The 20,258-nt window shown below is 54.7% G+C and carries 15 protein-coding genes and 1 pseudogene; 5 read left to right on the top strand and 11 right to left on the bottom strand.

What is annotated here, in order from left to right:
• The 6 genes and pseudogenes from MMS95_RS16470 to galU (MMS95_RS16495) all read right to left on the bottom strand — a co-directional run.
• Positions 1-285: pseudogene (locus tag MMS95_RS16470) on the bottom strand (glycosyl transferase family 1); the annotation flags it as partial.
• Positions 286-511: 226 nt separating this feature from the next.
• Positions 512-2,686, bottom strand: a complete 2,175-nt coding sequence (wzc, locus tag MMS95_RS16475; RefSeq protein WP_033633703.1) for a tyrosine-protein kinase Wzc — start codon at positions 2,684-2,686, stop codon at positions 512-514.
• Positions 2,687-2,698: 12 nt separating this feature from the next.
• Positions 2,699-3,133: a protein-tyrosine-phosphatase gene (locus MMS95_RS16480; RefSeq protein ID WP_044032106.1), complete on the bottom strand. Its 435-nt coding sequence runs from the start codon at positions 3,131-3,133 to the stop codon at positions 2,699-2,701.
• A gap of 15 nt (positions 3,134-3,148) precedes the next feature.
• Entirely contained in the window at positions 3,149-4,282 is a 1,134-nt protein-coding gene (locus MMS95_RS16485; RefSeq protein WP_025302165.1) for a polysaccharide export protein, read from the bottom strand.
• Positions 4,283-4,562: 280 nt separating this feature from the next.
• The gene (gene galU / locus MMS95_RS16490; protein WP_033633704.1) at positions 4,563-5,456 is read right to left on the bottom strand and encodes a UTP--glucose-1-phosphate uridylyltransferase GalU; all 894 of its coding nucleotides are present in this window, start codon (positions 5,454-5,456) and stop codon (positions 4,563-4,565) included.
• Positions 5,457-5,509: 53 nt separating this feature from the next.
• Complete coding sequence (galU, locus tag MMS95_RS16495) at positions 5,510-6,406, bottom strand: UTP--glucose-1-phosphate uridylyltransferase GalU (protein WP_033634124.1); 897 nt, start codon at positions 6,404-6,406, stop codon at positions 5,510-5,512.
• A 611-nt stretch (positions 6,407-7,017) separates the two neighbouring features.
• Here galU (MMS95_RS16495) and MMS95_RS16500 point away from each other — a divergent pair.
• Positions 7,018-8,601: a TerC family protein gene (locus MMS95_RS16500; RefSeq protein WP_033633706.1), complete on the top strand. Its 1,584-nt coding sequence runs from the start codon at positions 7,018-7,020 to the stop codon at positions 8,599-8,601.
• A gap of 30 nt (positions 8,602-8,631) precedes the next feature.
• Here the strand turns inward: MMS95_RS16500 and dcuC are convergent, their stop codons facing one another.
• From dcuC to udk, 4 genes are all read right to left on the bottom strand, one after another.
• On the bottom strand, positions 8,632-9,984 hold the full coding sequence (gene dcuC, locus MMS95_RS16505; RefSeq protein WP_015377222.1) for an anaerobic C4-dicarboxylate transporter DcuC: 1,353 nt from the start codon (positions 9,982-9,984) through the stop codon (positions 8,632-8,634).
• A gap of 175 nt (positions 9,985-10,159) precedes the next feature.
• A complete protein-coding gene (gene asmA, locus MMS95_RS16510; RefSeq protein ID WP_099981712.1) occupies positions 10,160-11,992 on the bottom strand; it encodes an outer membrane assembly protein AsmA in 1,833 nt (610 codons plus the stop codon).
• A gap of 44 nt (positions 11,993-12,036) precedes the next feature.
• On the bottom strand, positions 12,037-12,618 hold the full coding sequence (gene dcd / locus MMS95_RS16515; RefSeq protein ID WP_004938917.1) for a dCTP deaminase: 582 nt from the start codon (positions 12,616-12,618) through the stop codon (positions 12,037-12,039).
• 125 nt (positions 12,619-12,743) lie between these two features.
• Entirely contained in the window at positions 12,744-13,385 is a 642-nt protein-coding gene (udk, locus tag MMS95_RS16520; protein WP_004938922.1) for a uridine kinase, read from the bottom strand.
• A 231-nt stretch (positions 13,386-13,616) separates the two neighbouring features.
• On the opposite strand from udk, the gene MMS95_RS16525 reads away from it, so the two are divergent.
• Positions 13,617-14,246, top strand: a complete 630-nt coding sequence (locus MMS95_RS16525; protein ID WP_242141957.1) for a phosphatase PAP2 family protein — start codon at positions 13,617-13,619, stop codon at positions 14,244-14,246.
• Between the two features lie 45 nt (positions 14,247-14,291).
• Here MMS95_RS16525 and apbC read toward each other — a convergent pair whose 3' ends face one another.
• Positions 14,292-15,404: an iron-sulfur cluster carrier protein ApbC gene (gene apbC, locus MMS95_RS16530; protein WP_033633709.1), complete on the bottom strand. Its 1,113-nt coding sequence runs from the start codon at positions 15,402-15,404 to the stop codon at positions 14,292-14,294.
• A 159-nt stretch (positions 15,405-15,563) separates the two neighbouring features.
• Here apbC and metG point away from each other — a divergent pair, with 159 nt between their 5' ends.
• The 3 genes from metG (at position 15,564) to MMS95_RS16545 (ending at position 20,228) form a co-directional block, all read left to right on the top strand.
• Entirely contained in the window at positions 15,564-17,591 is a 2,028-nt protein-coding gene (metG, locus tag MMS95_RS16535) for a methionine--tRNA ligase (RefSeq protein ID WP_242141960.1), read from the top strand.
• A gap of 223 nt (positions 17,592-17,814) precedes the next feature.
• Positions 17,815-18,882 (top strand): sugar ABC transporter substrate-binding protein, encoded by a 1,068-nt coding sequence (locus MMS95_RS16540; RefSeq protein ID WP_103085761.1) that lies wholly within the window; start codon positions 17,815-17,817, stop codon positions 18,880-18,882.
• A 131-nt stretch (positions 18,883-19,013) separates the two neighbouring features.
• Positions 19,014-20,228: an MFS transporter gene (locus tag MMS95_RS16545; protein ID WP_033633712.1), complete on the top strand. Its 1,215-nt coding sequence runs from the start codon at positions 19,014-19,016 to the stop codon at positions 20,226-20,228.
• The last annotated feature ends 30 nt before the right edge of the window (positions 20,229-20,258 follow it).

The following is a 20,258-nucleotide window of genomic DNA, read 5'->3' on the forward strand; positions in this document are numbered from 1 at the left end:
CTCTTTCACCGCATGCTTCATTGAGAAATTGTACTGATCTTTTGCATGCCATACTATTTTCTTCCATGGCGACACGTTCTCTCCGCCATATGGCCAATAGACATTACTGAGAGGCAAATAAGTGACCATTACATTATTAATGGTTTTACATTCTCGTTCGGATTTGTTATGCAATGTAACAACACTTACTGTATGCCCCATATTAGCGAGTTTTTCAGCTAATAACTGCACAGATACCTCTGCGCCTCCAACCTTATAAGGATGATAAAGTGTATTGATCATCATTATCTTCATTTCTTATACACCTTAAATATTCTATATAAACATTTGACTGTCGTCTGAATGGTAATCAAAAATCATTCAAAATGAAGACAAATTTAAAAAAACAAATCGAATGTATTTATAAATGCATATATTTGCCGATTACATCCATTTTTCTTATTACAAATAGCAAATATATGAACATATGCCATACCGGTTTCCCGGTATGGCACTGATGTGTTGCTAACAACTATGCTTTATCGTTTGAACGATACTCATATTGATAGTAGCCATAATCACCATAGTAGCTGCTGGCCCGTTTCTCAACAGCATTCAGAATAACGCCTTTAACATCGATGCCATTTTGATTAAAGCGGCGAATACTCACCTCTATTTCTTTGACCGTGTTGGATGCGAAACGTGCGATCATCAGACTAGTCCCCGCCCTGTGCCCTATAATAGCGGCATCAGTAACTGCTAGAATAGGTGGCGTATCAATCATCACGATATCATAATTCTTACTCGCCCAATCAATCAGCTCATTGAAGCGTGCCCCCATGAGCAACTCTGAAGGATTTGGCGGTATCTGTCCACGCGGAATAAAATCCAGGTTTTCAATTTCTGTTTTGCGGACACTGTTAGCCATCGTGGTCTGAGCAGATAAGATATCAGATAAACCATTATGCCAATCGGTATTCAACAATGAGTGTGAATAGCCCTTACGCATATCAGCATCAATGACTAAAACACGTTGCCCAGCCTGAGCAATGACCGCGGCCAAGTTGATGCTGACGAAAGTTTTACCAATATTTGGGCTTGCACCACAGACCATCAGAACATTATTTTTAGCTTCGAGCATAGCGAAATGCAAACTGGTTCTTAAGCTTCGTACTGCCTCGATCGCCAAATCCGCAGGGTTCCCAACGGCCAACAACGTTTTTGAACGCGTGTTGGTTTTTTTATTGCCGCGCATCAACGTCTCTATGTCTTTTTTCTGTTGCCACTCAGACAACGGAATACTTGCATAAACGTTGATGCCTTGGTCTTCCAGCTGTTCTGGGCTTTCAATACCTCGATGCAGAACACTTTTCAGCAGTACTACGGCAACGGAAGCGATCCCGCCAAGCAACGTAAAGATGATAACGATTAACGTCTTCTTCGGCTTAACCGGTTTCGGTTGAGTGACAGCGGTATCAATGATTCTGACATTACCCACGGTGCTCGCTTTCGTTATCGAAAGCTCTTGTTGACGGTTGAGCAACTGCATGTAAATCTCTTTACCAGCATCAACATCACGAGTTAAGCGCAAGATCTCCTGCTGTGTTTGCGGCATCTTACTGACTCGCTGGTTTAACTTATCTTTTTCCTTTTGCAGGGTTGCTCTTTTTTCCAATAAAGCACGATAAGCAGGGTGCTCTTTTGTGTATAATTTCGAAATTTCAGACTCTTTGAAAGTCAACTCATTAAGCTGAGCCTCAACCCCGACAATAGTATCAAGAACAGACTTTGCTTCCAAAGACAGATCAACAGAATCGTTCGCTTGGCGGAAACTGTTTAATTTGTCTTCAGCCGTATTTAAAGAATCGCGAACCTGCGGTAATTGTTCCTTCAAAAAAGCAAGGCTTTTGGCCGCTTCTTCTGATTTTCGCTCAACATTTTGGATCAAGTAATTATTGCTGATACTTTCAATAATTCTTTTGATTAGAACAGGATCATCCCCCATCAGGGTGAGTGAAAGAACCCCCGTGTCCTTACCTTTGTCTTCTACTGTAAGATCGTCAAGAAGTTGTACCGTTGCTGCCAGCGTTGTGAGCTTTTTGACATTAAACACTGTTCCTGGCTTCGCTGAGATTTCGCTAACCAACATAGAAACGCCGCTTGCATTCTCCAAGCGCCCAACTTTGCCTTGAAAGATTTTATCTTTATCTACGGTAACGACGTAGTTTTGATCATCAATAACTTCCAGCTCGATAGCACTCTCGACTAGAGGCTCAGCTACAGTGAGCCTGGATAAGGCAACCTGCCCCGGTTTATTACCCATGAGCCTTGCCCAACCGCGGCCAAAAATCGGAAAATATTTCTGAGTGACGACAGTATCTAAATGGAGATCTTCGACAGTTTTCCCCACGATCATGCGAGAGGAAATCAGTTCAATCTCTGTAGATGATGCTGGCAAAGAGTTAGGCAACATTTGGGACAGGTTACTTACCAGCATATTACCTTCGTTTTGCTCGACCTGAACAGTTGCATCAGCCTGGTATATAGGTGTCGCAAAAAGACTATATATAATGCCGATGACGGCAAATAATGATGTAATGCTAACAATTAACCATTTGTGATCGACTAGCGTCCCTAACAGCCGTCCAAAATCGATCTCGTCATTTTCCTTACTTGCCAAGGAACTCGTTCGGTTTTTATCAATCATTGTAATCTCTGTTTAGCGATTTAATGCTAGCGCCCACTTCTGAGCACCTTCAGCTAGTAGGCTATAGACGAATTCAAAAGCCTCAGAACTTTTGCGATAAGGATCTGGGATATCTTGTTGACCCAGCCAATGGGCAAATAGCATTGTTTTGCCTCTGACTTCAGGGGCTAGCCTGCAGACAGCATCAACATGTCCCTTTTCCATGACTAATATCAGATCATATTCACGGCACAATGCAGCTGTCAGCTGTTGTGCTTGGTGATTATCCAATGATAAATCATGCTTTCTAGCCACTTCTGCAGCCTGAGCATCAGCAGGCTTGCCAACCAAGGCAGAAATCCCGGCAGAGGCAATTTTCTTATGTGGCAGTTTTTCCTTCAACAGCCGTTCTCCTGTAGGAGAACGGCATATGTTGCCGACGCAAACGACAAGAATAGAATCAAACATCATCTTTTACCTTAACTACCAATTATGAATACGCTGTGTACCTTCGGTCAGGTTGTTGAAACCAACGATAGTCGGTAACAATTGGCTGACGACGCGGTTCCAACGAGCAATCGGTACGGTAGTTACGTATACAATGTCATATGGCTGAAGGTGAAACTCAGTCCCCATTACCATCGCAGTAGCATCAGACGCATTAAGTTGGTAGATATTGGCCAGCTTTTTACCTTCCATACCACGTAATGGTCTAATGACAAACACCCCCGTCGCATCGGCAAAGTTCTGATCCATTCCTTCAGCATTACCTAATGCTTCCGTTAGTGTCATACCGCTGCGATCCATTTTCAACGTAGTCTGTTTTTTCACTTCCCCCATAACGAAAACTTTTAAATCGTCATTACGGGGAATGTAGAGGATGTCGCCCGGATAAAGTAGGTGGTTTTGCGTCAAATCCCCCCTTTGCATCAAGGCTTGCAAAGAGATTCGCTGTTCTTTTCCATTATGTGTCAGAATGACATTACGCCAGTCTGCATTTTCTGAAAGCCCGCCAGCCGCATTGATTGCATCCATCACAGTAAGGGGAACGTTCGTGATCGGTTGCTGTCCCGACTTTGCTACTTCCCCCGTCACATACGCTTTTTGAGAGCGGAAAGCGGCGATACTCACATCAACCTGTGGGCTTTCGATGTATTGCGCCAATCGTCCTGCGATCTCATTTCTGACTTGGCTCATCGTTTTACCGGCAACTTTTATCTTACCGATATACGGATAAAAAATTGTACCGTCCGAATTCACCCAGTTACCCGTATCGCTGGCACTGCGATATTGCCCCGCCGGTGTAGTCAGTTCAGGGTGATCCCAGACAGTCACCATTAACACGTCGCCGATACCAATCCGGTATTCGTAATTTTGCAATTCACGCTCTAAGGACGAGTTTGGTTGCGCGACAACGGGTTTAGGTCTCATTTTCTCAACCAAACCAGGCGTCATTGGATAGACATTAACCAGATTGTCGATATCGAAATCACTATCTTGCTGTTTTACAACCTCTTTCCCACTAGTTGAAAGGTGAGAACCAGGCACGATTGTACAACCGCTGATTACACTGATCGATACCAAGAGCGGTATCAGTTTCCACTGTTTATTTGCCATCGAATTATCATCACTATCAAAGTAAAAAGTTTGCTGTACTGAGCCCTCCCGGCCAACCCTGGCACAGGCCGTTGTACTCGGAAAAGAATTTGTCGATGGGTTTCAATACTGATTAAACTTTCATTGAGCCCACGTTGAATCCCAATACGCTATGCTGGAAATGGCCTAAAAGCATTATTACACAATTACCTCGCAATAGCGCACGATTACCTCAATACGCACAGAGAGAGGTGATTTTGGAAAGCGCTATGCCTGGGCACAACGTTCCAGCCAAACGTATTTATAATGAAAGCCGTTCTGCCCATTCACGGAAAGCTTTGCCTTGAGTTGGGTGACGCAACCCATAAGTGACAAAAGCGCGAAGGTAACCCAGTTTTTCACCGCAGTTGAACGATTCACCCACCAGCTCTGTCGCCTCGACCGGTTTGCGTTTCAACAATTCTGCAATCGCATCGGTCAGTTGAATACGCCCCCAGGCTCCCGGTTCCGTGGTCTCCAGCAGTGGCCAAATATCGGCAGACAAGACATAGCGCCCTACCGCAGAGTAGTTGGATTCCAACTTGGTTTCCGGTGCCGGTTTTTCAATAATCGATGTGATACGGGCACTTTCGCCAGGTTTCAGATTGCTGGCCTCACACTCAACCACGGAATAATCATGCAGCACGTGTTCGTCTGCCTTTTGCACCAAAACCTGGCTCAGACCGGTCTGCTCAAAGCGCGCAATCATGTGTGACAGGTTGTCTTTCTTCAAATCGGCCTTTGCGTCATCCAGCAAGATGTCCGGCAACAGAACGACAAATGGAGAATCACCGACCAACGGTTTAGCGCAGAGAACGGCATGTCCCAGTCCTTTTGGCTGCCCCTGGCGAATGTGCATCAGCGTTACGCCTTTTGGCGTTATCGACTGTACCTCATCCAGCAGTTGCCGTTTCACGCGTGCCTCCAGCATCGCCTCCAGCTCGAATGAGGTATCGAAATGGTTTTCAATGGCGTTCTTGGAAGAATGCGTCACCAGGATGATCTCTTTAATCCCCGCCGCGACGCACTCGTTGACAATGTATTGAATCAACGGTTTATCAACGATTGGCAACATCTCTTTCGGAATCGCTTTGGTCGCCGGCAGCATACGCATGCCCAATCCGGCAACGGGAATAACCGCTTTCAACTTCGTCATGGTAGACCTCATTCAATCTCGTGATCGCTTTCAGCCGCAGTGGCGACAGCCTGTTACTTTCCCAACGTCTGCTTCAACCAGCGGGTGAAGTTTTCGCCTTCGGAACCGTGACGCACCCCATACTGCACAAACGCCTTCATATAGCCAAGCTTGTCACCACAATCATGGGACTTACCGCTCATATGGAACGCTTCCACCGTTTGTTCATCCATCAGCATCGCAATCGCATCGGTCAGTTGAATCTCATCACCCGCGCCGGGAGGGGTTTTCTCAAGTAACGGCCAAATATCGGCGGCAAGCACATACCGGCCGACGACGGCCAGGTTGGAAGGGGCATCCTCGCGGGCCGGCTTCTCAACCACCGCCGTCATCGGTGCGCTTTCTCCCGCTGCGATCGTCGCACCTGCGCAATCTACCACACCGTATTTGGACACATCTTGTTCCGGCACAGGTTCAACCATGATTTGGCTGTAACCCGTATCGCCAAAACGTTGGATCATTTTAGCCAGATTTTCTTTGCGCAGATCCGCCGTAGAATCATCCAGCAAAACATCCGGAAGCAGCACCACGAAAGGAGAATCACCTACCATAGGTTTGGCACACAGCACCGCATGCCCCAACCCTTTCGCCTGTCCCTGACGCACCTGCATCACGGTAACGTCCGGCGGACAAATGCTTTGCACTTCGCTCAGGAGCTGGCGCTTCACACGCGCTTCGAGCATCGCCTCCAGCTCAAACGAAGTGTCAAAATGGTTTTCAATCGCGTTTTTCGATGAATGCGTGACCAATACGATATCTTTAATCCCCGCCGCCACGCATTCAGCAACAATGTACTGGATTAAGGGCTTATCGACCACGGGCAACATTTCTTTAGGGATAGCCTTGGTCGCCGGCAACATACGAGTTCCCAAGCCCGCAACGGGGATCACTGCCTTAAGTCTTGTTTGCATTTTCATTCCAATTCATCGTAGCGCTGCATTCATCTGTGCAGCGTGAACAAGGGGATTCAATCGGGCACGCTACCGCCCTTGGCTTGCAGCTACCAAAGTACTGTTAATGGCGTATCCCCCCACGTCATTGCATGAGCCAGGCAATTTTTATGCAAAGCGGCACTCATTCTTAGTTTGAACTGTCATGCTGTTCACAAAAAAATAAAAAAAACGGTGCCTTTATAACCAAACAATGTTAGTTACTGTCGTTATATGACTAAGATTCTTATACTAATGTCTAAGTGATACAAGCCTTAGATCCCCCCAGTCAGACGTTTTCAGAATAAGACTACTCGTGCCGCATACCGATAAGAATCATAGTCAAAGAAAATTGTTTTAATGTTTTGATTTAAATAAATTTAATAAGGCGTTTCTTTTCTGAGCGCATGGCATCCCGGTAGATATTTGCTCCCCAGGCCCGTGATTCCTTTGGCCGCTCGGCGCCGATCGATGTTTATGGTAATCCTCCTGTTCTGAACCACATCCACCCGATTAAAGTTGAATTTTGCCGCCTCAACGCCCATCATTCCCGTGCGGCATAAGCCGTAGAACTTACAGGTGAAATTGGGCGTATGGAATGGATCGCTGATCCAACAATTTGGGCCGGCCTGGCCACTTTGGTCGTGCTGGAAATCGTGCTGGGTATAGACAACCTTGTCTTCATCGCCATTCTGGCGGACAAATTACCAAAACAACAAAGAGATAAGGCCCGTGTCGTCGGTTTATTGCTGGCGCTGGTCATGCGTCTGGCGCTGCTCGCCTCCATCTCGTGGCTGGCGACGCTGACCAAACCGATGTTCATCGTCGCGGAGCACCCCTTCAGCGGCCGCGATCTGATCATGCTGGTCGGCGGGATATTCCTGCTGTTCAAAGCCACCATGGAGCTCAATGAGCGGCTGGAAGGCAAGGACGAAGAGCAGCACGGCGCGCGCAAAGGCGCACGTTTCTGGCCGGTCGTGGCGCAGATCGTGGTGCTGGACGCCGTTTTCTCGCTCGACTCGGTGATCACCGCGGTGGGGATGGTCGATCACCTGGCGGTGATGATGATCGCGGTCTGTATCGCCATCGGTCTGATGCTGCTGGCCAGCAAACCGCTGACGCGCTTCGTCAACGCGCACCCGACTATCGTTATCCTGTGCCTGAGTTTCCTGCTGATGATTGGCTTTAGCCTAGTGGCGGAGGGCTTCGGCTATCACATTCCTAAAGGCTACCTCTACGCGGCGATCGGCTTCTCGGTCATGATCGAGGCGCTGAACCAGCTGGCGCAGTTCAACCGCCGTCGCTTCCTGTCGAAGGTGCGGCCACTACGTGAACGCACCGCCGAAGCGGTGCTGCGCATGCTGAGCGGCAAACATGAAGAAGCGGAAGTCGACAGCCATTCCGCCAACCTGCTGGCGGACAGCGACAGCGAAAACGGCGAGATCTTCAATCAGCAAGAGCGGCGCATGATCGAACGCGTACTCGGCATGGCGCAGCGCACGGTCAGTAGCATCATGACCTCGCGTCACGACGTCGAATACCTTGAGCTGAACGATCCGCAGGAAAAGCTGACGCAGTTGCTGGAACGTAATCAGCACACGCGCATCGTGGTGGTGGAAAGCAGCGCCAGCGACGAACCGCTGGGCGTGATCCACACCATCGACGTTCTCAAACAGCAACTGGCGCAGGCGCCGCTGGATCTGCGTGCGCTGATACGCCAACCGTTGATCTTCCCGGAGCAGCTCACGCTGTTAAGCGCCCTGGAGCAATTCCGCCAGGCGCAGACGCACTTCGCCTTCGTGGTCGATGAGTTCGGCTCCGTCGAAGGCGTCGTCACCCTGACGGACGTGATGGAAACCATCGCCGGCAACCTGCCGGAGGCCGGTGAAGAGGTGGACGCACGCCACGACATTCAGCAAAACGAGGACGGCAGCTGGATCGCCAACGGCTATATGCCGCTGGAAGATCTGGTGTTGTACCTGCCGATGCCGCTGGAAGAAAAGCGCGAATACCATACGCTGGCGGGGCTGTTGATGGAACACAGCCAGCGCGTGCCGCAAGAAGGAGAACAAATCAAGATCGGTGACTACCTGTTCGAACCATTGGAGGTCAACAGCCACCGCATCTTGAAAGTGAAGATCACCCCGCCTCCTCCACCGGAGGAGTACGAGGTTTAACATCGAGGCCGGGCATCGCCCGGCCTTCCTTTACTGGGGAACCAGCAGCTCCGTCGCCACAATCACCACCACCAACCCGACAATTACCGGCACTGAAGTACGCTTCACCACATCAAACGGCGAGATTTTCGCCATGCCGGAGACCGCCACCACCACGCCGGAAACCGGCGACAGCGTACGGCCGAGATTCGAGGCCTGCAGCATCGGGATCACCAGATAGGCAGGATTCACGCCCATCTGTGCCGCCAGTTTCGGGATCAGTTCGACAAACGCATAGAACGGCGCATTGCCGGAGCCGGTTGTCATGGCCGCCAGCATGGTGATCACCACCAACACCAGCATCATGATCAAACCGCCGGTACCGAACGACTGCGCCAACCCGATCAACCCGCTGATAAAGCCGACGGTGCTCAACCCTTGCGCGAAGACACCCGCGGCCACCAACAGCATCACCACGCTGGCGAAAGCGTCCGCCATACCGCGATACGCCACTTCCAGGCCGCTGAATACCTGTTTGGCGCTGAAGCTGCGCACAAACTCGATCGCTGCCGCCAACAGTATGCACCCTACCAGCACGGTAATAATGTGCAGTTCCGGCCCCCATTTACCGTCGAAGATCAGCACGCCGAGGATCGGCGTAAACGGCAATATCGCGTAGAACCCCGGCGCATGGGTTTTGATCTCGCTGACGTCCATAATGTGGTGCTGTTCATCACTCTTCTTATCGAGATAACGCTGCCAGAAAAAGTGCGCTACGGCCATGCAGACGATGGCGGCAATCGAGATAGGCAGCGTGGTTTTGAACGCGAAGTCCACCAGCGGCATTTCCGCCGCCTTGGCTGCCAGTACCACGTCGCCGGAAGTCGGCGCCAGGATAATCGCCGCCGGCGAAGCGCAAATGGCCGCAGCGGCGCCGCGGCTAATGCCAACGTTCACCATCAATGGGAACAGCGTCGCCATCAGCAATACGCCGAGTCCAGTAGCGGAAGAGACCGCCAATGACATCAGGCAAGCGACAAAATAGGCCGCCACCATCAGCAGATAAGGCGAATTGATCATCTGCAATGGGCGCGAGGCCAGCTTGACGACCACGTCGTTGGCGCCGATATGCGTCATATAGGCGGCGAAACCGCACAGCATCATGATCATCATGCCCAGATCGCCGCCGCGGCTCATCAGCAAAATCTTGACGTACTCGATCATATCGGTCGCGCGCCAGCCGGTAGATGCGGCGCCGGACGGCAACAGCGTTTTCCCCATCAGGGCGCTGATGCCAAGCAGCAGCAGCCCTCCCACCATCAAGACGCCCGTGGCGGAATACCCTTTGATGATGTAACGGCCCACGCCCGCCGCCACCGCCGCGCCAATAAGAAGCTCTATCATGTTTCCTCAACTCGTCATTTTTTCGCGCTTAGGCGCATAGTCATAGCAGAATGCGCCCTTACTCTGCACAAATTGAGCGCGGGTCTTCATGACCTTCATCAAGGTAACGGAGGGAAATTATCGCGGGAAACGTCGATACTGACGCGGGCCGCAAGACGGCCCGCGTCAGGAGGGATTACAGCTTGTCGAGCAGCTTTTTCAGATCCTGACCCTCGCGTGAATCCTTGTTCTTTTCAGCCCATTTGTTCAGCGCATCTTTGGCCCGATCGTGCAGCGTTTTACGCAGCACCTGATCGACCTGCAGTTGGTAATTCAGCTGTTGCCAAGGCCCATAGACCCGCAGCGGGATCGGCGTTTTTTGCAGTTGCTCGATCAGTTCGCCGCGCCCTTGCCAACCGCCAGTGACGCGCACATTAAGCGCCATATCGCACTGTTTTCCCGGCATATCGATACTGCCGGCGCCGGTCAGCGCCAGCAACGGCGAATCCGCCGTCAGGCTGCTGAGCTTGACAGTGCCTTGGCTCAGGCTGGCCCGCGCCGAGACGCTTTTGACTTCGGTATAGCGCTGATAGCTATCTTGCCCGCGCACGCTGTTATCGTTGCGCGCCACCGCCTGTTGGATCAATTGCTGAATGTTCAGGCCGTGCAGCTGCGCATCCTGCATCGCCAGCTGCGCCGTACCGCTCCAACGGTGCTCAAATGACTCTGAAGAAAGACGATCGCCGGTCAAATCCCCTTTCATGCTGAATTTTCCGGTCAGCATCTGTGGCATCTCGAAGGCTTTGAGCACCGCGCCGAGCTCAACCTGGTTCAGGGTCGGCTGCACGTTTATCACCGGTTTATTGCCGCGTGCGTCGAGCGATCCCGGCAAGGAGAAATCACCGCCGGCCAATTGCCCGGCAAGTTTATGCAGCGTCAGCAGGCCGCGTTGATTATCTGCCGCGACGGCTAACTGGGTAACGTTCATACCGCGGTAGGTCAACTGCGCCGCCTGCAGATTCAACTGTGCATTGAAATCGCGCAGCGCTTCCAGGTTCTGCTGCCGATCGTCGACCTGGCTGGCGATCACCGGCGCGGCGGTCACGGCGGGCTGTTCGGCGGTATTGGTGCTGGATTGCCAACCGGAAAGCGCGTCGAGATCGAGATTAGCCGAATTCAGGTTCACCACATAGCCGGGTATCGCTCCCAGGCTGGCGCTGATATCGCCGGTCAACTGGCTGTTATTGGCGCTGACGTTCAGCTGGGTGACGGCAATTTGCGCCGGCGTCTGTTGATAGACCACCTGAGCATTCCCCTCGCCTTGAATACCACCGTTCGGAATATCCGCTCCCGCCAATTGGTAATTGAACTGGGTCACCTTGGCGCCGATCTGGTGCGGGAACTGCTGCAGATCGATATCGGCCGCCATGCTGAAGGCCAGGTCGCGCTGATCGCGGTTGACCCGGCTGGAAATGTCCAGCTGCGCCTGCCGTTTCTCCGTTTGCTGCAGGGTAAGATTGATGTCCCGGACATTGATTTGCGCGTTGTCGGCGCGCTGCCAAATCAGCAAGCTGTCCACGACGCGCAAGTTATCGATGTCGAACTTCCAGGCCGTGTCTGCCGCATCAGCGCCGCTGCCGGCCGGCGCAATCGGGGCGTCCACTTGCGAGTGCTCTTCACTGTCGGGCGTGAGGCGAATGACGGCATTTTTCAACATCACCTGTTTCACAAACAGCTGATGCGACAGCAGCGGCAACAGTTTGACGTCAAGGCGCATGTTTTCCGCGCTCACCACCGGCGCCTTGGCGCCCGGCGCGGTCAGCGTCATGCGCCCGGCCAAAATACTGAGCTGCGGCCAGATATGCCAACGCAGGTCGCCTTCAAGCGTTAGCTGGTAGCCGCTCTTCTGCTCGACCTTTTTGACCATGTAACCGCGAAAATCATTCGGATTGACCAGCAGTACCAGCGCGGACATTCCCGCCACCACGACCACCAGTAAAATCGCCAATGTCGTCAGTAATCTTCTCATGCCACCCTCTTGTCAGCGCCACACCGACGGTGCATCTCGCGCCGTTAGTCCTTGTCGATTCGACTGGCTACTGCGCCCTGCTGATCGCGATATTTTGCGTCCTGCCGGCTGTTATATGGCCGGGCCGCCGGGCCGGACAACGGCTCAAAGCTCAAGGCGCCAATCAGCATCCCCGGCCGCAGCGCCAGCGGCAGCTTGCCGGAGTTGTAAAACTCCAGCACGATGCGCCCGTGCCAGCCCGGATCGATCCGGTGCGCGGTGACGTGCACCATCAGCCCCAGACGCGCCAGAGAAGAACGGCCGTCGAGCCAACCCACGAGATCGTTCGGCAGCGTCACGGATTCGAACGTCACCGCCAGGGCCAGTTCGCCGGGATGAAGGAAGAACGCCTCGCCTTCCGGCAGGACAATCTCGTCGCTCATCACGCGATCCAGAGCGGCGCTGACTTCATCTTTCGGCCCGCTGAGATCGATAAACGGCGCGGTATGACCGCGGAACACGCGGAACTGATTGCCCAAACGGACATCTACTGTGGCCCCGTTGATGCGTTCGAGCGGCGGGCGCGGCGAAATCACCAGTTTCTCGCTATCCAGCCAGGCTTCTATATCGCGGTCGCACAGTCTCATGTCTTTCTTCTCCATCAAAACGCGTAACTAAACAAAAATTGCCACACAACGGGCGAAAGGTCTACGCCAGGGTGCAAATAGTTGGCCGTCGGCCGGAAATGCGCATTTCCGGCCATTAAGCGGAATTATTCAAAGAATTGGCTGATTTTGGCTTTCAGAATATCGATCGCGATGCGGTTTTTGCCGCCGCGCGGAACGATGATATCGGCGTATTGTTTGGAAGGTTCGATAAACTGCAGGAACATCGGGCGCACGGTCTTCTGGTATTGCGCCATCACCGAATCCATCGAGCGGCCGCGCTCGTTGACGTCGCGCTTCATGCGGCGCATCAGGCAGATATCCAGCGGCGTGTCGACGAAGATCGAGAAGTTCATCTCCTGGCGCAAACGGATATCCGTCAGCAGCAAGATCCCTTCCAGAATGATCACTTTTTTAGGTTCCAGGTGGACGGTTTCTTTCTTGCGCGTGTGTTCGGTGTAGCTGTACAGCGGCAGCTCGATCGCCTTACCGGCCTTCAGCATCTGCAGGTGCTGGAACAGCAGGTTGTGATCCATGGCGCTCGGGTGGTCATAGTTGGTTTTGACCCGTTCTTCCATGGTCAGGTGAGTCTGGTCTTTATAGTAACTGTCTTCTGGAATAACGCCGATGTGCTCATCGCCGACTTGCTCGCGGAGTTCGCGGTACAACGTGCTGGCGATAAGGCTTTTTCCGGAGGCAGATGCGCCAGCTATACCAATAATGACGCACTGATGCGGATTGTCAGTCATAAAATTAAAGACCTGATTTCATAGTGTGAAGGGGGGAACTAAAACGCGACAATTATAGGGAGTCGCCGGGGATTGCGCCACTGTATATTGCGCGGCGGCGGGCGAATTCGGGCTGCCACGCCACGGGCACGCGGCATTTTAAGAATCTCGCGGCTAGGGCAACGCACCGTAACGGGTTACACTCCCCGGCGCTGACTTTTGCTCCCCGCCCCCCTTTCATCGGAGATTGATGTGCTGGATTGGTATTTTCTGACTTTTTTCGGCGACAGCATGTTGCTGCTGCCCTGCGCGCTGATTCTGTTTTTATTGCTTCTCATGTCTCCCCCCACCCGCGCGGCGGGTTGGCAGTGGGCGCTGATCTTCGGGTTCACCGGCGGGGTGGTCTGCCTGTCCAAACTGGCCTTTATGGGCTGGGGCATCGGCAGCGAGCGCTATGATTTCACCGGATTCAGCGGTCATTCCGCCCTCGCGGCCAGCATCTGGCCGCCACTGCTGTGGACGTTGACCGGCCGATTTTCCCACCCGATACGTAGCATCGCTTTGCTGACCGGGTGGATATTGCCTTTCGCCATCGGCGTTTCGCGGCTGGAAATTCGCGTGCATTCGGTATCCGAGGTGATCAGCGGGCTGATTTTAGGCTACCTGGCCAGCGCCCTGTTCCTGCGGTTGCAGCGGAGCAAAACGCGCCCGCATCTCTCCTGGTCACACTTCGCCATCGCGCTGGCCTTGCCGTTGGCGCTGATGGGGCAGCGGCAGCCGGCCCCCACCCAGGGATTGTTGGAGCATATCGCCAAAACGCTGGCGCAGATCGAACGCCCTTATACCCGTGCCGACCTGCACAAGCCTACCCCTATCCGATAAAAAAACCCGGCGCTTAAGCCGGGTTCTTTCACTGCCGCAAACAGATTACAGCGCGCGGAAGGCAATTTCCGTCGGGATCGCTTCACCCTGCCAATACATCTGCGCCGCCACACGGCCGGCCAGTTGACGATACATGTCGGCGAATTCGCTGTCCGGACGGCTGATCACCGTCGGCGTACCGCGATCCAGGTCTTCGCGCAGCGAGATATGCAGCGGCATCTGCCCCAGCAGACGGCTGTTATATTTCTGCACCAACTTCTCGGCGCCGCCGGTGCCAAAGATCGGCTCATGGTGGCCGCAGTTACTGCAGATGTGCACGCTCATATTTTCCACGATGCCCAGCACCGGCACATGCACTTTCTCGAACATCACGATGCCCTTGGCGGCATCCAGCAGGGCGATATCCTGCGGCGTGGTGACCACCAGCGCGCCGGTCACCGGAATGTTCTGCGACAGCGTCAGCTGGATGTCGCCGGTGCCCGGCGGCATGTCCAGCACCAGATAATCCAGATCCGGCCACAGCGTATCCTGCAGCAGCTGCATCAGCGCCTTGCTGGCCATCGGGCCGCGCCACACCATGGCGTTGTCGTCGGTCACCAGATAACCGATGGAGTTGGTCGCCAGGCCGTGCGCCATGATCGGCGCCATGTGCTGCCCGTCCGGCGAAGTCGGCCGCTCATGTTCGGTGCCCAGCATATTGGGGATCGACGGACCATAAATGTCGGCATCCAGAATGCCGACCTTGGCGCCTTCGGCGGCCAGCGCCAACGCCAGGTTGACGGCAGTGCTGGATTTCCCCACCCCGCCTTTGCCGGAGCTGACGGCGATGATGTTGCGCACGCCTTTGATCCCGGCCTGGCCGTTGGCGCGTTTCAGCGTCGTGATATCGTGTTTCAGCTTCCAGTCGATGGCGGCGGCGCCGGTCACACGCAACAGCTCAGGGCCGACGCTCGCCTGCAGCGCTTCAAAACCGCTCTGCCAGGCAAACGGCATCGTCAGTTCGATATGCAGTACGTCGTCCAATAATGCGCAGTGATGAATAGCCTTCAGCGCAGTCAGGTTGTTTTTCAACGTCGGGTGTTCAAAGGCGGCCAGTACACCGGTCACCAGGGCGCGCAGAACTTCGGGGTTGGTCTGCTCAGGGGATTTTGCGTTCATCCCGGCTCCTTGATTTTGAATGAGTCGCTTCCGGCTAAGCATATCAGAACTGCCCGGTAGCTGGCGCGTATAACCTGTAAGAAACCGCCCTAGCAGCGAAGGGCGCGATCGGTTAACATCGAAGGCCCTTTTATTCATTACAGAAAGCAAGTTCTCACTATGGCTCAAGTCGCGAAAAAATTATTGGTGACGTGCGCGCTACCGTACGCAAATGGTTCCATCCATCTCGGCCACATGCTCGAGCACATCCAGGCGGATATCTGGGTGCGTTACCAACGAATGCGCGGCCACGAAGTGCATTTCATCTGCGCGGACGACGCGCACGGCACGCCGATCATGCTGAAAGCGCAGCAACTGGGTGTGAAACCGGAAGAAATGATCGCGGAGATGAGCCAGGAGCACCAACAGGATTTCGCCGGCTTTGGCATCAGCTATGACAACTATCATTCGACCCATAGCGATGAAAACCGTGAGCTGTCCACCCTGATTTACAGCCGCCTGAAAGAAAACGGGTTTATCAAGAACCGCACCATTTCTCAGCTGTACGATCCGGAGAAAGGCATGTTCCTGCCGGACCGTTTCGTGAAAGGCACCTGCCCGAAATGCAAATCGCCGGATCAGTACGGCGACAACTGCGAAGTGTGCGGCGCCACCTACAGCCCGACGGAACTGATCGATCCGAAGTCCGTCGTTTCCGGCGCGACGCCGGTGATGCGAGACTCGGAGCACTTCTTCTTCGATCTGCCGGCCTTCAGCGAAATGCTGCAGGCGTGGACGCGCTCCGGCGCGCTGCAGGAGCAGGTGGCGAACAAGATGCAGGAGTGGTTCGAATCCGGTCTGCAGCAGTGGGACATCTCCCGCGATGCGCCTTACTTCGGCTTCGAAATCCCGGATGCGCCGGGCAAATACTTCTACGTCTGGCTGGACGCGCCGATCGGCTACATGGGTTCCTTCAAGAACTTGTGCGACAAGCGCGGCGATCTGGACTTCGACGAGTTCTGGCGCAAAGACTCCACCACCGAGCTGTATCACTTTATCGGCAAGGACATCGTCTACTTCCACAGCCTGTTCTGGCCGGCGATGCTGGAAGGCAGCAACTTCCGCAAACCGACCAACCTGTTCGTGCACGGCTACGTGACGGTGAACGGCGCCAAGATGTCAAAATCGCGCGGCACCTTCATCAAGGCCGGCACCTACCTGCAGCATCTGGACGCCGACTGCCTGCGTTATTACTACGCCGCCAAGCTCTCTTCACGCATTGATGACATCGATCTCAATCTGGAAGACTTCGTGCAGCGCGTGAACGCCGACATCGTCAACAAGGTGGTGAACCTGGCGTCACGCAACGCCGGCTTTATCAACAAGCGCTTCGGCGGCAAGCTGGCCGACAGCCTGGCCGATCCGGCGCTGTACCAGACCTTCGTCGACGCGGCGCAGAGCATCGCCGAAGCCTACGCCGGCCGCGAGTTCAGCCGCGCGATCCGCGAAATCATGGCGCTGGCCGATCTGGCCAACCGTTATGTGGATGAGCAGGCACCGTGGGTAGTGGCGAAGGAAGAAGGCCGCGACACCGATCTGCAGGCCATCTGCTCGATGGGCATCAACCTGTTCCGCGTGCTGATGACTTACCTGAAGCCGGTGCTGCCTTCGCTGACCGAGCGCGCCGAAGCGTTCCTCAACGCCGAGCTGAGCTGGGATGCGCTCCCGCAGCCACTGCTGGGCCATCAGGTGAACGCGTTCAAAGCGCTGTTCAACCGCATCGATCTGGACAAGGTCAACGAGATGGTCAACGCCTCGAAGGAAGACATGGCCGCCGCTAAGCCGGTGACCGGCCCGCTGGCTGACGATCCGATCCAGGAAACCATCACCTTCGACGACTTCGCCAAGGTCGACATGCGTATCGCCCTGATCAAGAGCGCCGACTTTGTCGAGGGCTCCGACAAGCTGCTGAAACTACAGCTGGATCTGGGCTGCGAATCGCGCCAAATCTTCTCCGGCATTCGCTCCGCTTACCCGGACCCGAAAGCGCTGGAAGGCCGTCTGACCATCATGGTCGCCAACCTGGCGCCGCGCAAAATGCGCTTCGGCGTGTCAGAAGGCATGGTGATGGCGGCAGGCCCCGGCGGGAAAGAGATCTTCCTGCTGAGCCCGGACAGCGGCGCGCAGCCTGGCATGCAGGTCAAGTAACCGCGCAGATGCGCGGCATAGGGAGGGTCGAGCTTGCTCGGCCTTTTTTTATGCCCCAATCCCCACGTTATAAGCATGAAGAAAAAGTCATAACCGCCCTGATTCCCCTGCCCGCCGCATCCGGCTATGATGCTCCGAAACCCAAAATAGACGTCCAGACAGAAAGACTGCTATAACAGACCTTCACCGGGATCGTTTCCCTGCTTTTTTGGAGCCTATAATAATGAAAAACCTCAAGACTTCGCTGCTCGCCCTCAGTCTGCTGGCTGCCCTGCCGCTGCAGGCGGCGGAAAACGCCGCCGTGCCGGCCGCCATCGCTCAACATCAGGGGCCGGTGCGCATCGCGGTGATCCGCAACCTCGGATCCGACGACAACACCACGCAATTTTTGGCGGGCGCCATTCAGGAAGGGCGCAAGCTGGGCTTCAAGGTGGACACCTTCCTCAGCAACGGCGACGACGCGCGTTTTCAGGACTTCGTCAACCAGGCTATCAGCCAGAAATATGACGGCATCATTCTCTCGCAGGGACGAGCCCCCTATTCCACCGACCTGGTCAAGCGCATCGCGGCGGCCGGCATCGCCGTCGCGGCTTTCGATACCGACGTCAGCGGCCGCGTTCCCGGCGTCACCGTCTCGCAGCAGGACGACGCTTCGCTGGCCAACGCCTCGTTCGGCCAGTTGGTGAAGGATTTCAACGGCCAGGCCAACATCATCAAACTCTGGGTGGCAGGCTTCCCGCCGATGGAGCGCCGCCAGACCGCTTACCAGCAGTTGCTGAAACAGCATCCGGGCATTCATGAGCTGGAATCGATTGGCGCGGTTTCATCCGACGTGCAGGGAGATACCGCCAATAAAGTGGGTGCGGTGCTGGCGAAATACCCGAAAGGCAAGATTGACGCCATCTGGGGCACCTGGGACGCTTTCACCCAGGGCGCTTACAAGGCGTTGAAAGAGAACGGCCGCACCGAAATCAAACTGTACAGCATCGATATCTCCAACCAGGATTTGCAGCTGATGCGCGAGGCCGGCAGCCCATGGCAAGTCAGCGTGGCGGTGGATCCGAAGCTGATCGGCGCGGTCAACCTGCGCCTGGTGGCCAACAAGATCGCCGGGGAAAGCACGCCGGACAGCTATCAGTTCAAAGCGGCGGTCATTCCGCAGGCGCTGCTGCTGGCGCAACCGGGGCCGGTCAACGTCGCCGGGCTGGCGAAGATCATCCCCGGCTGGGGCACCAGCAGCGATTTCGTTCAGCCGTGGTTCGCCACGCTGCAGGCCGAACACGGTAAATAATGCTGTTTTTGACGAGGCTGGCGACGCAGCCTCTGTTTTTAAACTAATTATCGGCTTTCCCCTTCCGTCCTCGCCAAAATGCGCTATGTTATCTGCATCGCCCAATAACTGTATGCATAGACAGGCCTCGAATGAAGGGATTCCCCCCGCTGATCAACGTACTGCTGGCCAGTTCGCTGGTGTTGACCATCGGCCGCGGCGTGACGCTGCCGTTCATCACCATCTACCTCACCGAACATTTCCATCTGCTGCCGAAGAGCGTGGGCGTGATCCTGGGCGTCAGCCTGACCCTCGGCATCATCGCCAGCCTGTACGGCGGCTATCTGGTGGACAAATTCAGCAAAAACCGCCTGATCCTGCTGTCGATTTTATTGTTCGCGCTGAGTTTCTTCGCCATTCCCTGGATCCCGCGCCCCGGCGGCGTGATCGTGGTGCTGGCGATCCTGCATACCTGTTATTCGGTGTTAAGCATCACCATAAAGGCCTGCTTCGCCGACTGGCTGCCGGTCGAGCAGCGCATCAAGGCTTTCTCAATCAACTACACGCTGGTCAACGTCGGCTGGGCGATCGGCTCTGCGCTCGGCGTTCTGGTGGCCGGGCTTAGCCCGCTGCTGCCGTTTTACCTGTCGGGCGGGTTGGCGCTGGCGACGGTGACGGCGCTAAGCCTGCGCTTGCGCGGCCGGGAACAGCGCCCGACAACAACCGCCGCCGCACCGGCGGCACTCCCCAACTTCCGCCAGACGGTGACTATCTTGCGAAACGATCGGCGGCTTATCTACTTCACCCTCGGCAGCACCCTGGGCGCCGTGGTGTTCGGTCAGTTCACCGGCTATCTGTCACAGTATCTGATCACCGTCTCCAGCGCCGAGTTCGCCTACAAAATCATTGGGTTGGTGATGATCGTCAACGCCGGCATCGTCATCGCCCTGCAATACCTGATCAGCCGCGGCATGCGCCAGGAAAACATGCTGCGCTGGCTGGTGCTGGGCACGCTGTTTTTCATCGTCGGGCTGCTCGGTTTCATGGCGGCTGGCCAGGCGGTCTGGCTGTGGCTGGCGGCGATGGCGGTGTTTACCCTCGGTGAAATCATCGTTATCCCGGTGGAATACATGTTCATCGACTTCATTGCGCCGCCGCACCTGAAAGGCAGTTACTATGGAGTACAAAACCTCAGCGCGCTGGGCGGCGCCATCAACCCGGTTCTGAGCGGTATGTTGCTCAGCTATGCCGCGCCGCCGTTGATGTTCGTGATGTTGATCGTTTGCGCGCTGCTTAGCCTGCTGTTTTTCTTCCTTGGCCATCGGCTGGCAGAACAGGCTGCGGCAACCGCCGAAGACGCGCGCTGAATCCGCGCGTAGCGGCCATTCCGGGCTGTC

Origin of the sequence: Serratia sp. PGPR-27, from assembly GCF_022678525.1 — a bacterium.
GTDB lineage: Bacteria > Pseudomonadota > Gammaproteobacteria > Enterobacterales > Enterobacteriaceae > Serratia > Serratia nematodiphila.

Excerpts from the sequence above, each read along its gene's own strand:
- metG (WP_242141960.1), top strand. The coding sequence starts at position 15,564 with ATGGCTCAAGTCGCGAAAAAATTATTGGTGACGTGCGCGCTACCGTAC.
- dcd (WP_004938917.1), bottom strand. The coding sequence starts at position 12,618 with ATGAGACTGTGCGACCGCGATATAGAAGCCTGGCTGGATAGCGAGAAA.
- MMS95_RS16500 (WP_033633706.1), top strand. The coding sequence starts at position 7,018 with ATGGAATGGATCGCTGATCCAACAATTTGGGCCGGCCTGGCCACTTTG.
- MMS95_RS16545 (WP_033633712.1), top strand. The coding sequence starts at position 19,014 with ATGAAGGGATTCCCCCCGCTGATCAACGTACTGCTGGCCAGTTCGCTG.
- asmA (WP_099981712.1), bottom strand. The coding sequence starts at position 11,992 with ATGAGAAGATTACTGACGACATTGGCGATTTTACTGGTGGTCGTGGTG.
- udk (WP_004938922.1), bottom strand. The coding sequence starts at position 13,385 with ATGACTGACAATCCGCATCAGTGCGTCATTATTGGTATAGCTGGCGCA.
- galU (WP_033634124.1), bottom strand. The coding sequence starts at position 6,406 with ATGCAAACAAGACTTAAGGCAGTGATCCCCGTTGCGGGCTTGGGAACT.
- apbC (WP_033633709.1), bottom strand. The coding sequence starts at position 15,404 with ATGAACGCAAAATCCCCTGAGCAGACCAACCCCGAAGTTCTGCGCGCC.
- wzc (WP_033633703.1), bottom strand. The coding sequence starts at position 2,686 with ATGATTGATAAAAACCGAACGAGTTCCTTGGCAAGTAAGGAAAATGAC.
- MMS95_RS16485 (WP_025302165.1), bottom strand. The coding sequence starts at position 4,282 with ATGGCAAATAAACAGTGGAAACTGATACCGCTCTTGGTATCGATCAGT.
- MMS95_RS16540 (WP_103085761.1), top strand. The coding sequence starts at position 17,815 with ATGAAAAACCTCAAGACTTCGCTGCTCGCCCTCAGTCTGCTGGCTGCC.
- dcuC (WP_015377222.1), bottom strand. The coding sequence starts at position 9,984 with ATGATAGAGCTTCTTATTGGCGCGGCGGTGGCGGCGGGCGTGGGCCGT.
- MMS95_RS16480 (WP_044032106.1), bottom strand. The coding sequence starts at position 3,133 with ATGTTTGATTCTATTCTTGTCGTTTGCGTCGGCAACATATGCCGTTCT.
- galU (WP_033633704.1), bottom strand. The coding sequence starts at position 5,456 with ATGACGAAGTTGAAAGCGGTTATTCCCGTTGCCGGATTGGGCATGCGT.